The following is a 13,126-nucleotide window of genomic DNA, read 5'->3' as shown; positions in this document are numbered from 1 at the left end:
CTGTGCGTGCGTCCATGCTCCACCACGCGCGACGCTCGGGGCGACAACACCAGCCATTTGTGCAAGTCGCCGAGCGAGACGCGGCTTTTGGTGCCATCCGGGGTCCCCCACCGCCTTGACGTGGCGGAAGCCGCCGCTTAGCTTGTTCCGTATAGCAGAACAAAACTTCCGGATTACGGAAAAGCCTGACCGTCGGACCCGCAGGAGAACTCGATGCCCCGTATGACAGCCGCCGCCGCTGCAGTGGAGATCCTCAAGCTCGAGGGCGTTTCGCAAGCCTTCGGCGTGCCCGGCGCTGCGATCAACCCGTTCTACCGCGAGCTCAAGAACGTGGGCGGCATCAACCACACGCTGGCCCGCCACGTCGAGGGCGCCTCGCACATGGCCGAGGGCTACACGCGTGCCAAGGCGGGCAACATCGGTGTCTGCATCGGTACGTCCGGCCCCGCCGGCACCGACATGATCACCGGCCTGTACTCGGCGATCGCCGACTCGATCCCGATCCTGTGCATCACCGGTCAGGCTCCGGTCTCGAAGCTCCACAAGGAGGACTTCCAGGCCGTCGACATCGCCTCGATCGCCAAGCCGGTCACCAAGAAGGCCACGACCGTCCTGGAGGCCGCCCAGGTCCCCGGCGTGTTCCAGGAGGCCTTCCACCTGATGCGCTCCGGCCGTCCGGGCCCGGTCCTGATCGACCTCCCGATCGACGTCCAGCTGACCGAGATCGAGTTCGACCCGGAGACCTACCAGCCGCTGCCGGTCTACAAGCCGCAGGCGTCCCGCGCCCAGGCCGCCAAGGCCATCCAGTTCCTGCTGGAGTCCGAGCGCCCGCTGATCGTCGCCGGTGGCGGCATCATCAACGCCGACGCCTCCGACCTGCTGGTCGAGTTCGCCGAGCTGACCGGCGTCCCGGTCATCTCCACCCTGATGGGCTGGGGCGTCATCCCCGACGACCACGAGCTGAGCGCGGGCATGGTCGGCGTCCAGACCTCGCACCGCTACGGCAACGCGACCTTCCTGGAGTCGGACTTCGTCCTCGGCATCGGCAACCGCTGGGCCAACCGCCACACCGGCTACAACCTCGACGCGTACCGCGGTGACCGCAAGTTCGTCCACGTCGACATCGAGCCGACCCAGATCGGCAAGATCTTCGCGCCGGACTTCGGCATCGCCTCCGACGCCAAGGTCGCCCTCGAGCTGTTCATCGAGGTCGCCAAGGAGCTCAAGGCCGAGGGCAAGCTGCCGGACTTCTCCGCCTGGGCCGCCTCGGGCCAGGAGCGCAAGGCCACCCTCCAGCGCCGCACGCACTTCGACAACATCCCGATGAAGCCGCAGCGCGTCTACGAGGAGATGAACAGGGCCTTCGGCCCGGAGACGCGCTACGTCACCACCATCGGCCTCTCCCAGATCGCCGGCGCGCAGATGCTGCACGTCTACCGGCCGCGCAACTGGATCAACTGCGGCCAGGCCGGCCCGCTCGGCTGGACCATCCCGGCCGCGATCGGTGCCGCCACCGCGGAGCCGGAGACCCCGATCGTCGCGCTCTCGGGCGACTACGACTTCCAGTTCATGATCGAGGAGCTGGCGGTCGCCGCCCAGCACAAGGTCCCCTACGTCCACGTCCTGGTGAACAACGCCTACCTGGGCCTGATCCGTCAGGCTCAGGGCGGTCTCGGCATCAACTTCGAGGTCAACCTCGAGTTCGAGAACATCAACACCCCCGAGCTGGGTGTCTACGGTGTCGACCACGTCAAGGTCGCCGAGGGCCTGGGCGTCAAGGCCATCCGCGTCACCGACCCGGACAAGCTGGGCGAGGCCTTCGAGCAGGCCAAGAAGCTGGCCCAGGAGTTCCAGGTCCCGGTCGTCGTCGAGGCCATCCTGGAGCGCATCACCAACATCTCGATGAGCAAGACCGTCGACATGAGCGACGTCACCGAGTTCGAGGAGCTCGCGACCGAGCCGGGCCACGCCCCGACCGCGATCAAGGCCCTCAAGGTCTGACCGCTACCTCTGGCCGGCATCCCGGCAGTACACGGCGACCCCCGTCCCTCCGTCAGGAGGGGCGGGGGTCGTTCCGCGTCCGGGACCGGTCGCACGTCGGGGCGCCTCGGCGGCTCCCCGCGGGGGCCCGCGGCCGAGGGGCTACGGCGCGGCCGACGCGTTCCGGGCGCGGCCGACGCGTCACCTGCGCGGCCGACGCCTACGGATAACGGCCGAAGCGCCAGGGACTACGGCCGCGGGCCCAGCTCCGCGTCCACCGCGCCGGTCAGCAGCTCGCGGGCGCGCTCCAGGCCGAGGGAGCCGCTCAGCCAGCGCTCGCTGAGCCCCTCCACCAGGGCGGTGAGCCGCTCGGCGGCGTCCAGCGGCTCGGTGCTCAGGTCGGCGAGGCCGGCCGCCTGGGCGTCCGAGATGGCGTCCGCGGTGTCCTGCGACCAGGAGCGGGTGGACTCGGCCAGCGGCTCGCGCAGGTCGGCGTCGAAGATGGCGCTGGCCCGCAACTCGCCCCAGGCGGTGCTGTTCTCGCGGACCCGGGGGATGTCCTGGAGCTCGCTCAGCAGCAGCTGGAGCAGGGCGGCCCGGGCGTCCTCGGTGTCCTTCAGGGCCTCGTCGGTGTAGCCCGTGGCACGGTCGCTGATGAAGGCCAGGGTGCGCTGGACCAGGCCGGCGCGGTCCTTGAAGTGGTAGTAGATCAGCGCGGTGGACACCCCTGCCTCGGTGGCGAGTTCCTCGACGCGCAGCCCCCGCACGCCGCTGCGGGCGATCACGCGTACGGCTGCTTCCAAGATCAACGACTGGCGGTCGGCCACTCTTGCTCGCACCTTTCGGTCGGTTACCCCTTGACTGAGCTTTCAGTCAGGTCCCACGATAGCTCCCACCCGAGATCCTGACCTGATTTTCAGTCTCTGCGATCCTGACTGAAATTTCAGTCAGGATCGCCGCACCGAGGGAGCCCCCCGTGAGTCCGACCATGCCCGCCGAGTGGGCCGAACACGACGCCTGTCTGATGGTCTGGCCGACCCGGGCCGAGCTGTGGGGGCCGGCCTTCGAGGCGGCCAAACGCGAGTACGCGGCCGTCGCCCGCGCCATCGCCGACTTCGAGCCCGTCATCATGATCGCCGCACCCGGCGGCGCCGCGGAGGCCGCCGAGGCCTGCGGGGCGGACGCCGACATCGAGGTCGTCGAGCTGCCCGCCGACGACTCCTGGCTGCGCGACTCCGGCCCGATCTTCGCCCACGACGAGCACGGCCACCGCGTCGGCGTCGACTTCCGCTTCAACGCCTGGGGCGAGAAGCACTACCCCTGGGCCGCCGACGACAAGCTCGCCGCGCTCCTCCTGGACCGGCTCGGCACCCCCCGCGTCCACTCCTCGATGATCCTCGAAGGCGGCGCGATCACCGTCGACGGCGAGGGCACCCTCATCACCACCGAGCAGTGCCTGCTGCACCCCAACCGCAACCCGCGGATGGACCGCGCCGGGATCGAGGACGAGCTCAAGCGCCGACTCGGCGTCGAGAAGGTCATCTGGCTGCCCTACGGCGGACTGGAGGACACCGAGACCGACGGCCACGTGGACGGGGTCGCCGCCTTCGTCGGCCCGGCCAAGGTGGTCGTCTCCCTCCCCGAGGACCCCGGCCACCCCGACCACGCCCGGATGCGCGCCAACCTCGCCGTCCTGGAGGCCTCCACCGACGCCCGGGGCCGCGCCCTGGAGATCGTCCCCCTCCCGCAGACCACCCACGGCGAGGTCGCGGGCACCCCCGTCGAGGTCGGCTACCTCAACTTCTACCTCCCCAACGGCGGTTGCGTGGTCCCCATCGGCGGCGACCCCGACTCAGCGAGCGACGCCGAGGCCCTCGCCGTCCTCGCCGCCGCCCTCCCCGGCCGCAAGGTCGTCGGCGTACCGACCCCGGTCCTCGCCTACGGCGGCGGCGGGATCCACTGCATCACCCAGCAACTCCCGAAGGCGGCCCGCGCATGACCTCGTACGAACTCCTCACCTCCTACGGCTCCCCGCTCGGCTCCCCGGCCCGCACGGAGCCCGCCGAACGGCCCCCGCTGCGCGTCGGGCTGGTCCAGATGCGCTGGTACGCCGACGCGCACGAGCACGACGACCGGCTGCGCGAGGGTGTCGCGACGGCCGCCGCGGAAGGCGCCACGATGGTCTGCCTCCCCGAACTCACCCGCAGCCCCTACTTCTGCACCACCGACGACCCGATGGCACACGGCGCCGCCCGCCACCTCGAGGACCTGGAGGACGGTCCCACCGTCCGCCTGGCCGCCGAACTCGCCACCGGGCTCGGCATCACCGTGCACGCCTCGCTCTACGAGCGCGCCGAGGACGGCGGCCTCGGCTACAACACGGCCGTCTGCGTGGACCCGGACGGCAAGCTGATCGCCCGGACCCGCAAGAACCACATCCCCGCCTTCCCCGGCTACCGCGAGGACCTGTGCTTCCGGCCCGGCGACAGCGGTTTCCCGGTCGTCGCCCACCAGGGCGTCCGCTTCGGCTTCCCCACCTGCTGGGACGAGTGGTTCCCCGAACTCGCCCGCGCCTACGGCCTGCACGGCGCCGAGGTCCTCGTCCACCCCACCGCCATCGGCTCCGAGGTGGACCTGCCGGACTTCGACACCCGCCCCCTGTGGGAGCACGCCATCTCCGCCAACGGCCTCGCCAACGCGCTCTTCATGATCGTGCCCAACCGCGTGGGCACCGAGGGCGGCGCCACCTTCTACGGCTCCTCCTTCATCTCCGACCCCTACGGCCGGGTCATGCTGCGGGCCCCGCGCGACCGGCCCGCCGTCCTCGTCGCCGACCTCGACCTCGACCAGCGCCGCGACTGGCTGGAGTTCGGCCTGATGCAGACCCGCCGCCCCGAGCTGTACGGGCAGCTCACCGAACCCCTCACCCCGTAGGGAGCGTGCATGCCGATCCCCTCCCGCAGACGCCGCCTGGCCGGCCCGGCCGCCGCGGCCCTCGCCCTGATGCTCACGGGCGCGGGCTGCGCGGCCCCGGCCGGCGGCGCCGGCCCCGCCGCCCTCCGGCTCTCCGCCGCGACCCCTCCCGCCCGCGGCGACATCGACGGATTCACCTGGGCCCTCTACGCCGAACCGCCCGTCCTCGACTACCTCTACGCCTTCGACTACCCGCAGAACACCGTCCTCGCCAACGTCTGCGAATCCCTGATGCGGTGGACCCCGCAGCTCACCCTCGAACCCGGGCTCGCCGAGAAGGCCACCCAGACCGACCCCACCACCTGGGTCTACGACCTGCGCCCGGACGTGCGCTTCCACAGCGGTGCCACCCTCACCGCCGACGACGCCGTCGCCAGCCTGAACCGCCATCTGGACCCGGAGCTCGGCTCCTACTGGGTCGAGGACTTCAGGAACGTCGAGTCCGTGGAGAAGACCGGCCCGCTGCAGGTCACCGTCCGCCTCACCACCCCCGACGCGCTGTTCCCCCAGGCCATGGCCAACTCCGCGGGCACCGTGGCCCGGGCCGCCGCCATGGAGGAACAGGGCAAGGCCTTCGGCACCGCCGACGGCGGACTGGACTGCACCGGCCCCTACCGGCTGGGGGAGTGGGAACAGGGCGCCTCCCTGCGCCTGGACCGCTTCGACGGCTACCGCGGCGCACGGGCCAAGGCCGGCCGCGTCACCTTCGTCTTCCTCCCCGACTCCGCCGCCCGCACCAACGCCCTGCTCACCGGCGAGGTCGACGGCTCCTTCGCGGTCCCCCCGGAGTCCATGTCCCGGCTGCGCGCCGCCGACACCGGCCGCCTCTACTCCGGCGAGGGCCTCACCACCGTCAACCTCGCCGTCGCCGACCTCGGCGGCACCCTCGCCGACGTCCGGGTCCGCCGCGCCCTGATGCTCGCCCTCGACCGCGAGGGCTTCGCCAAGGGAGCCATGCGCGGCGCCGCCACCCCCACCAGCTCGCTCGTCGCCAAAGAGACCTGGCGCGGCGTGCCGCCCGAGCAGGTGGCCGACCGGCTCGCCGCCCTGCCCCCCGTACAACGGGACCTGGACCAGGCGAAACGCCTGATCGACGAAGCGGGCGCACGCGGCCGCAAGGTCACCGTCGCCTCCAGCCCGCTGGGACCCGACGTGGCGCTCCTCGCCACCGCCGTGCAGGACGCCGGCCGCCGCATCGGACTCGACGTCGAGATCCGCACGGTCGCCCCCGACGCCTTCACCGCACTGTTCTCCGACCCCGAGGCCCGCAAGGGGTTCGACCTCTTCCCCTACACCTACTACCTCTCCGTCACCGACCCGCTGAGCATGTACGCCAACTTCCGCACCGGCCAGTTCGAGAACTACGCGGGCTACAGCTCACCCGCCTACGACGCCCTCGCCGACCGGGCGAGCGCCGAGTACGACCCGGCCAGGCGCGGCGTGCTCACCGCGGGGCTCGCCCGGCTGGCCGCGGACGAGGCCCTGTGCCTGCCGGTCGCCGAATACCCCGGCAGCGTCTACCTGGGCCGGCGCATCACCGGCGCCCCGACGACGATCTCGTACATGTACGCCCCCTGGGCGGCCGAAGTGGGGGCACCGTGACCGGCACCGGCGGAGCCCCGGGTGTGATCCGCTTCCTGCTCAGACGGTTCGGCGAACTCCTCGCCACCCTGCTCGCCGCCTCCTTCCTCGTCTACGCCTCCGTCCGCCTCGCCCCCGGCCGCCCCGAGACCTTCCTGCTCGGCGGCCGCGGGGCCAACCCCCAGGCGCTGGCCGCGATCCGCGAGCAGTACCACCTCGACGACCCCTTCCTCGTCCAGTACGCGAAGTGGCTGGGCGGAGCCGTCACCGGAGACCTCGGCACCTCCGTCCAGTACCGCAGCGACGTCCTGGACCTGGTGGCCGCACGCGTCCCCGTCACCCTCGCACTGATCGGAATATCAGCCTCCCTGGTGCTCGTCGGCGGACTGCTGCTCGGCCTGCTGGGCGCCGTCCGCGGCGGCCGCACCGACCAGGCCGTCCTGGTCGCCACCTCCGCCGCCGTGGCCACCCCGTCCTTCATCGCCGCGATCCTGCTCCTGTCGCTCTTCTCCGTGCGGCTCGGCTGGTTCCCCGTCCTCGGCAGCGGCGACGGCTTCCTCGACACGCTCCACCACCTCGCCCTGCCGGCCGTCGCCCTGGCGCTCCCCTTCGTCGGGGTCCTGGCCCGGGTGGCCAGAGCCGCCCTGCTGGAACAGTTCGCCCTCGACCACGTGACCGTCGCCCGCAGCCGGGGCGTCCCCGAGCGCACCCTGGTCCGCCGCCACGTGCTGCGCGGTGCGCTCGGCCCCGTCCTCACCCAGGCCGGGCTCACCCTCTCCGGGCTGATGGTCTGCACGATCCTCGTGGAGTCCGCCTTCGGCCTCGGCGGGCTCGGCGAGTTCCTCGCGAAGTCCGTGACCGTGAAGGACTTCCCCGTCGTCCAGGCCATCTCGCTGCTGACCATCGCCCTCTTCGTCCTGGTCAACCTCGCCGTCGACCTGGTCCACCCCCTCATCGACCCCCGGGTCCGCCTCGGCGCGAGGAGCACCACATGACCGCCCTCCTGCTCCGGCCGGCCGCCACGGCCCGCAAGGGACCGCGCGCCCAGGGCTCCCGGCTGCACCGCGCCTGCCTCGCCTTCGCCGCCCTCGTCGTACTGGTCGCCCTCGCCGCGCCCTGGCTCGCCCCGCACGACCCGAACGCCGTCGACTTCGGCGCCTCCCTGGCCAACCCCTCGGCCGACCTGCTCCTCGGCGGGGACATCGGCGGCCGCGACACCCTCTCCCGGCTGATCGCCGGAGCCCGCACCTCCCTCCTCGGGCCGCTCTGCGTCGTCGCCCTGTCCACCGTGCTCGGCGTGGTGATCGGAGTCGCCGCGGCCTGGCGCGGCGGCGCGCTCGACACCCTGCTCTCCCGCACCAGCGAACTGCTGCTCGCCTTCCCCGGCCTGCTCCTCGCGATGCTGCTGGTCTCCCTGTACGGCCGCGGTCTGATCGCCCCCGTGATCGCGCTCTCCCTCGCCTACACGCCCTTCGTCAGCCGGCTCGCCCGCAGCCTCGCCCTGGCCGAGGCGGGCAAGCCCTACCTGGCCGCCTACCGGGTCCAGGGCTTCTCCGGCCCGTGGATCTGCCTGCGCCACCTGGTGCCGAACATCGCCCCCGTGGTCCTCGCGCAGGCCACCGTCACCTTCGGATACGCCCTGCTGGACCTGGCCGCCCTGTCCTTCCTCGGCCTCGGCGTCCCGCCCCTCACCCCCGACTGGGGAGCCATGATCAACGACGGCCAGGCCGCCATCCTCGAAGGGGCCCCGCTCTCCGCGCTCGCCCCCTGCCTCGCGGTGGTCTTCACCGTCGTCGCCTTCAACGTCGTCGGGGAGCGCCTCGCCGACCGGGTCGCAGGGAGAACCACGTGAACGCCCCCGTGAACCACCCCGTCCACGAACTCCCGACCGACTCCGCGCCCGACCCCGTACTGGAGGCGGCGGACCTCCGGCTCGCCCTGCCCGGCCACGCCCGGCCCGTCCTCGCCGGAGTGAACCTGACGGTCCGCTCAGGCGAGACCGTCGCCCTGGTGGGGGAGTCGGGCTCCGGCAAGTCCCTCACCGCCCGGGCGGCGCTCGGCCTGCTGCCGCCCGGCGCGGAGGTCTCCGGCGCGGTCCGGGTGACCGGACAGGACGTCCTGGCCCTCGACGCGGACCGGCTGCGGGCCCTGCGCTCCACCACCGCCTCCATGATCTTCCAGGACCCCCGGTCCGCGATGAACCCGCTGCGCAGGATCGGCGACTTCCTCACCGAGACCGTCCGCGGCACCGCGCGCGCCGACGGGCTGCCCGGGCTCCTCGACGCGGTGGGCCTCCCGGCCCGCGTCCTGCGCCAGTACCCCCACGAACTCTCCGGAGGCATGCTCCAGCGCGTCATGATCGCCGCCGCCCTGCTGCCGGGCCCGCGGCTCCTGCTCGCCGACGAACCCACCACCGCCCTCGACACCGTCACCCAGGCCGAGATCATCGCCCTGCTCGCGCGCCTGCGCGCACGCGAGGGCTGCGGCCTGCTCTTCGTCACCCACGACCTGGAGCTCGCCGCCGCCATCAGCGACCGGGTGTACGTCATGTACGCGGGCCGGATCGTCGAAACCGGCCCGGCCGCCGCCCTCTTCGCACACCCCCGCCACCCCTATACGAGGGCGCTGCTCGACGCCGCGCCCCGCCACGACTCCCCACCCGGCCCGCTGCCCGCCCTCCCGGGCCGCCCCCCAGACCTGCGCACCGCCGTCACCGGCTGCGCGTTCGCCCCCCGTTGCCCCCGCGCCACCGGCCTGTGCGACCGGGAGATCCCGGCTCCGCGCGCGGGCGCTGCCTGCCACCACGCGGAGCTGCCGTCATGACCGCCGCACTGGAAGTCCGCGGGCTGTACCGCAGGTACGCCGAGGTGAGCGCGGTGGAAGGGGTGTCCTTCAGCGTCCCGGCGGGCGGGTCGCTGGGGATCGTCGGCGGCTCCGGCTCCGGCAAGACCACCACGGCCCGGATCGTGACGGGCCTGGAGCGCGCCGACGCGGGCGAGGTCCTCGTACGGGGCCGGGTGCGCGAGCCGGCCGCGAAGGGCCGGGCCGCGCGCCTGCGCCGGGCCCGGGAGGTCCAGCTGGTCTTCCAGGACCCGCTGCTCTCGCTGGACCCCAGGGTGACGGCCGGCGAGGTGCTCCGGGAGACCCTGCGGCTGCACTTCCCCGGACGCGATCCGCGCCCGCGGGTCCGCGAACTGCTGGACCGGGTGGGCCTGGGGGAGCGGGAGTCGGCGTCCCGGCCCCGCGAGCTCTCCGGCGGACAGCGCCAGCGCGTGGCCATCGCCCGGGCCCTGGCCGTGGAGCCGGCCGTCCTCGTGCTGGACGAGGCGGTGGCGGCCCTGGACGTCTCGGTGCAGGCCCAGATCCTGAACCTGCTGGCCGAGATCCGGGCGGCCACGGAGGTGGCGTACCTCTTCATCACGCACGACCTGGGCGTCGTACGGGCGGTGACGGACGACCTCGTCGTGATGCGGGCGGGCCGGGTCGTGGAGACGGGCCCGACGGCCTCGGTGCTCTCGGCCCCCGGGCACGAGTACACCCGCCTGCTGCGGGACTCCGTACCGCGCGGGCGGTGAGGGGGCGCCCGGTCTGCGGCCGACCGGCGGCCGGCGGGAACGGCAAAGCGCCGAGTCACGGGACCGTCCGTGACTCGGCGCTCTGGTTGTGACCGCCCGACGGAGCGAGGCTGGCGCGACAGGACGTTCGCACCGCCGGGCGGAGTGTGGAGGCTCCCCGTCCCGTACAAGGGCTCTGTGCGTGGCCCCTGTACGGGAGAGGAGGATGCGGCTGGGACCGTGGCGGGCGGGCGACGAGAACTCCGGCACCGTCTCCCTCAGGTCAAGAGACGGGCCTCGGAACCCATTACCACCGCACTGGCTCGCACGCTCGCCACGGTCCTCACGCGGCGCCAGCCGCACGGGCTGGCGCAGTCCGCCCTCACCGCGTACCACCCCTCATCCGGGTCCGCGGGTCGGGCTCAGCACCCGGGGCCTGACCTCCCGTCAGGCCCCCGGTACAGCTGTTCGGCTCAGGCGTCGCGCAGGGCGCGGACGGCCTCCTCGACGCGCTTGCCGTAGTCGGCGTCGGCGGCGTGGAAGTGAGCCAGGTTCTTCTCGATGACGTCTTCCAGGGTGACCTGAGACAGACCGCCGGCGATGTTCGCCACCAGGCGCTGCTTCTCGGCCTCCGACATCAGGCGGTAGAGCTCACCGGCCTGGAAGAAGTCGTCGTCCTTGGTGTGGGCCGGGGCCTCGTGGGTGCCCGTGTAGCCGGAGACGGCCTTCGGGGCGCCGAGCGCCAGACCGGTCTCGACCGGGCCCTGGTACGAGTTGGGCTCGTAGTTCTTGTCGTGGCGCGAGCCGTTGCGCAGCGCCATGACGCCGTCGCGGCCGTAGTTCTGGGCGGTGGTCGCCTTCGGGGCGTTGACCGGCAGCAGGGTGTGGTTCACACCGAGGCGGTAGCGCTGGGCGTCGGCGTACGCGAAGAGGCGGCCCTGGAGCATCTTGTCCGGCGAGGCGGTGATGCCCGGGACGAAGTTGTTCGGGGAGAAGGCGGACTGCTCGACCTCGGCGAAGACGTTGTCCGGGTTGCGGTCGAGGACCAGGCGGCCCACGCGCTGCAGCGGGTAGTCGCTGTGCGGCCACACCTTGGTGAGGTCGAACGGGTTGAAGCGGTAGTCCGCGGCCTCGGCGGCCGGCATGACCTGCACGTACAGGGTCCACGAGGGGTTCACGCCGCGCTCGATGGCCTGGAGCAGGTCGGTCTGGTGCGAGTTGCCGTCGCTGCCGACGACCTCGGCGGCCTGCTCGGAGGACAGGCAGCGGATGCCCTGGTTCGTCTTGAAGTGGTACTTGACGAAGAAGGCCTCGCCCTGCTCGTTCGTCCACTGGTAGGTGTGCGAGCCGTAGCCGTTCATGTGGCGGTAGGACGCCGGGATGCCGCGGTCACCCATCAGCCAGGTGATCTGGTGCGTCGCCTCGGGGGCGTGCGCCCAGAAGTCCCAGACGTTGTCCGGCTCCTGCTTGCCCGTGAAGGGGTCGCGCTTCTGGGAGTGGATGAAGTCGGGGAACTTGATCGGGTCCTTGATGAAGAACACCGGGGTGTTGTTGCCGACGAGGTCGTAGTTGCCCTCTTCGGTGTAGAACTTCAGCGCGAAGCCGCGCGGGTCGCGGACCGCGTCCGCGCCGCCGAGGGAGTCCGCGACGGTGGAGAACCGCAGGAAGGTCTCGGTCTTCTTGCCGACCGTGTTCAGGAACGCGGCGCTGGTGTACGCGGTGACGTCGTCGGTCACCTCGAAGTAGCCGTACGCGGCCGAGCCGCGGGCGTGCACCACGCGCTCCGGGATGCGCTCCCGGTTGAAGCGGGCAAGCTTCTCGAGCAGCTGCTGGTCCTGGACCAGGAGCGGGCCACCGACGCCGGCGGTGGCGGAGTTCTGATTGTCGGCGACCGGGGCGCCGGACTCGGTCGTCAGCGTGCGCTTCGACATGGTGACCTTCCGTACGGGTAACTGCTGACGGAAAGCGTCTTCCGTCATGCGGAACAGCCTAATTTCGGCGAGAACTAAACGTCAACAGTTTGTTGAACGAAGTTGAAGAGAGGTGATCCGGACGGCGCCGGCACTTGGGCGCGACAGGACAGGTGTCAGCACCGGCGCCATCCGGAAACTCAGGTCCCCCGGGTGAGCGGGGGAGGGCCTCAGACCTGCGAGCCGGAGAGGCGCTCGACGGCGCGCAGCAGGGCGGAGTGGTCCAGGCCGCCGTCGCCCTGGGCGCGCAGCGAGGCGACCAGCTGGGCGACGACCGCGCCGACCGGAAGGGCGGCACCGACGTTGCGGGCGGCGTCGGTGACGATGCCCATGTCCTTGTGGTGCAGGTCGATCCGGAAACCGGGCTTGAAGTCGCGGTTCAGGAAGTTGTCCTTCTTGCGGGTCAGGACCGTGGAGCCGGCCAGACCGCCGTTGAGGACGTCCAGGGCGGCCTGGAGGTTCACGCCGGACTTCTCGAGGAAGACGACGGCCTCGGCGCACGCCTGGATGTTCACCGCGACGATGAGCTGGTTGGCGGCCTTGACCGTCTGGCCGGAGCCGTGCGGGCCGCAGAGCACGATGGTCTTGCCCAGCGCCTCGAGGATCGGCAGGGCCGCGTCGAAGTCGGCCTGCTCGCCGCCCACCATGATCGACAGTACGGCCTCGATGGCGCCGGCCTCGCCGCCGGACACCGGGGCGTCGATGACGCGGATGCCCTTCTCGGCAGCGTTCTTCGCGAGGTCGATCGAGGTCTGCGGGGTGATCGACGACATGTCGATGATCAGCGCGCCGGACTTCGCGTTCTCGAGGATGCCGTTCTCACCGTAGGAGATGGCCTCGACCTGCGGGGAGGCGGGCACCATCGTGATGATGACGTCGGCGTCCTTGACGGCCTCAGCGATCGAGCCGGCCGCGGCGCCGCCGGCGGCGGCCAGACGCTCCAGCTTGTCCTGCTCCAGGGTGAAGCCGGTGACCGGGTAGCCGGCCTTCAGGAGGTTCTCGGCCATGGGGGAGCCCATGATTCCGAGGCCGATCCAGGCGATCTTGGGGAGGTTGCTCATGATGAGG

General features: G+C 71.9%; 11 protein-coding genes. 8 read left to right on the top strand and 3 right to left on the bottom strand.

Annotated features, from left to right (window positions below; all coding sequences use genetic code 11):
* The first annotated feature begins 213 nt into the window (after positions 1 to 213).
* Positions 214 to 2,001, top strand: coding sequence for a glyoxylate carboligase (gcl, locus tag AB0D66_RS16445; protein ID WP_362302921.1), 1,788 nt, complete (start codon positions 214 to 216; stop codon positions 1,999 to 2,001).
* A 227-nt stretch (positions 2,002 to 2,228) separates the two neighbouring features.
* Here the strand turns inward: gcl and AB0D66_RS16440 are convergent, their stop codons facing one another.
* A complete protein-coding gene (locus AB0D66_RS16440; protein ID WP_362302918.1) occupies positions 2,229 to 2,807 on the bottom strand; it encodes a TetR family transcriptional regulator in 579 nt (192 codons plus the stop codon).
* Between the two features lie 149 nt (positions 2,808 to 2,956).
* On the opposite strand from AB0D66_RS16440, the gene AB0D66_RS16435 reads away from it, so the two are divergent.
* The 7 genes from AB0D66_RS16435 to AB0D66_RS16405 are packed head-to-tail and all read left to right on the top strand — an operon-like array spanning position 2,957 to position 10,109.
* Positions 2,957 to 3,979 carry an agmatine deiminase family protein gene (locus AB0D66_RS16435; RefSeq protein WP_362302915.1) on the top strand — a complete coding sequence of 341 codons (1,023 nt, stop codon included), beginning with the start codon at positions 2,957 to 2,959 and terminating at the stop codon, positions 3,977 to 3,979.
* The gene (locus AB0D66_RS16430) at positions 3,976 to 4,914 is read left to right on the top strand and encodes a nitrilase-related carbon-nitrogen hydrolase (RefSeq protein ID WP_362302912.1); all 939 of its coding nucleotides are present in this window, start codon (positions 3,976 to 3,978) and stop codon (positions 4,912 to 4,914) included. The genes AB0D66_RS16435 and AB0D66_RS16430 overlap by 4 nt, the downstream gene beginning before the upstream one ends.
* 9 nt (positions 4,915 to 4,923) lie before the next feature.
* Entirely contained in the window at positions 4,924 to 6,555 is a 1,632-nt protein-coding gene (locus AB0D66_RS16425; protein WP_362302909.1) for an ABC transporter substrate-binding protein, read from the top strand.
* Positions 6,552 to 7,529, top strand: coding sequence for an ABC transporter permease (locus AB0D66_RS16420; RefSeq protein ID WP_362302907.1), 978 nt, complete (start codon positions 6,552 to 6,554; stop codon positions 7,527 to 7,529). Before AB0D66_RS16425 ends, AB0D66_RS16420 begins: the two co-directional genes overlap by 4 nt.
* A complete protein-coding gene (locus AB0D66_RS16415) occupies positions 7,526 to 8,386 on the top strand; it encodes an ABC transporter permease (RefSeq protein ID WP_362302904.1) in 861 nt (286 codons plus the stop codon). Before AB0D66_RS16420 ends, AB0D66_RS16415 begins: the two co-directional genes overlap by 4 nt.
* Positions 8,383 to 9,357 (top strand): ABC transporter ATP-binding protein, encoded by a 975-nt coding sequence (locus AB0D66_RS16410; RefSeq protein WP_362302901.1) that lies wholly within the window; start codon positions 8,383 to 8,385, stop codon positions 9,355 to 9,357. Before AB0D66_RS16415 ends, AB0D66_RS16410 begins: the two co-directional genes overlap by 4 nt.
* The gene (locus tag AB0D66_RS16405) at positions 9,354 to 10,109 is read left to right on the top strand and encodes an ATP-binding cassette domain-containing protein (RefSeq protein ID WP_362302899.1); all 756 of its coding nucleotides are present in this window, start codon (positions 9,354 to 9,356) and stop codon (positions 10,107 to 10,109) included. Before AB0D66_RS16410 ends, AB0D66_RS16405 begins: the two co-directional genes overlap by 4 nt.
* A gap of 452 nt (positions 10,110 to 10,561) precedes the next feature.
* On the opposite strand, the gene AB0D66_RS16400 is transcribed toward AB0D66_RS16405, so the two are convergent.
* The gene (locus AB0D66_RS16400) at positions 10,562 to 12,019 is read right to left on the bottom strand and encodes a catalase (protein ID WP_362303177.1); all 1,458 of its coding nucleotides are present in this window, start codon (positions 12,017 to 12,019) and stop codon (positions 10,562 to 10,564) included.
* A gap of 209 nt (positions 12,020 to 12,228) precedes the next feature.
* Positions 12,229 to 13,119 carry a 2-hydroxy-3-oxopropionate reductase gene (locus AB0D66_RS16395; protein WP_362302896.1) on the bottom strand — a complete coding sequence of 297 codons (891 nt, stop codon included), beginning with the start codon at positions 13,117 to 13,119 and terminating at the stop codon, positions 12,229 to 12,231.
* Positions 13,120 to 13,126: the final 7 nt, after the last annotated feature.

The sequence above is a fragment of the Streptomyces sp. NPDC048270 genome (assembly GCF_040652335.1).
GTDB lineage: Bacteria > Actinomycetota > Actinomycetes > Streptomycetales > Streptomycetaceae > Streptomyces.
The sequence above is the reverse complement of the archived record's forward strand: the minus strand, read 5'-3'. Positions and strand labels throughout refer to the sequence as shown.

What these genes read in the sequence shown, in the direction of transcription:
- gcl (WP_362302921.1), top strand. Translation starts at nt 214, where the DNA reads ATGCCCCGTATGACAGCCGCCGCCGCTGCAGTGGAGATCCTCAAGCTC.
- AB0D66_RS16430 (WP_362302912.1), top strand. Translation starts at nt 3,976, where the DNA reads ATGACCTCGTACGAACTCCTCACCTCCTACGGCTCCCCGCTCGGCTCC.
- AB0D66_RS16425 (WP_362302909.1), top strand. Translation starts at nt 4,924, where the DNA reads ATGCCGATCCCCTCCCGCAGACGCCGCCTGGCCGGCCCGGCCGCCGCG.
- AB0D66_RS16415 (WP_362302904.1), top strand. Translation starts at nt 7,526, where the DNA reads ATGACCGCCCTCCTGCTCCGGCCGGCCGCCACGGCCCGCAAGGGACCG.
- AB0D66_RS16405 (WP_362302899.1), top strand. Translation starts at nt 9,354, where the DNA reads ATGACCGCCGCACTGGAAGTCCGCGGGCTGTACCGCAGGTACGCCGAG.
- AB0D66_RS16400 (WP_362303177.1), bottom strand. Translation starts at nt 12,019, where the DNA reads ATGTCGAAGCGCACGCTGACGACCGAGTCCGGCGCCCCGGTCGCCGAC.
- AB0D66_RS16395 (WP_362302896.1), bottom strand. Translation starts at nt 13,119, where the DNA reads ATGAGCAACCTCCCCAAGATCGCCTGGATCGGCCTCGGAATCATGGGC.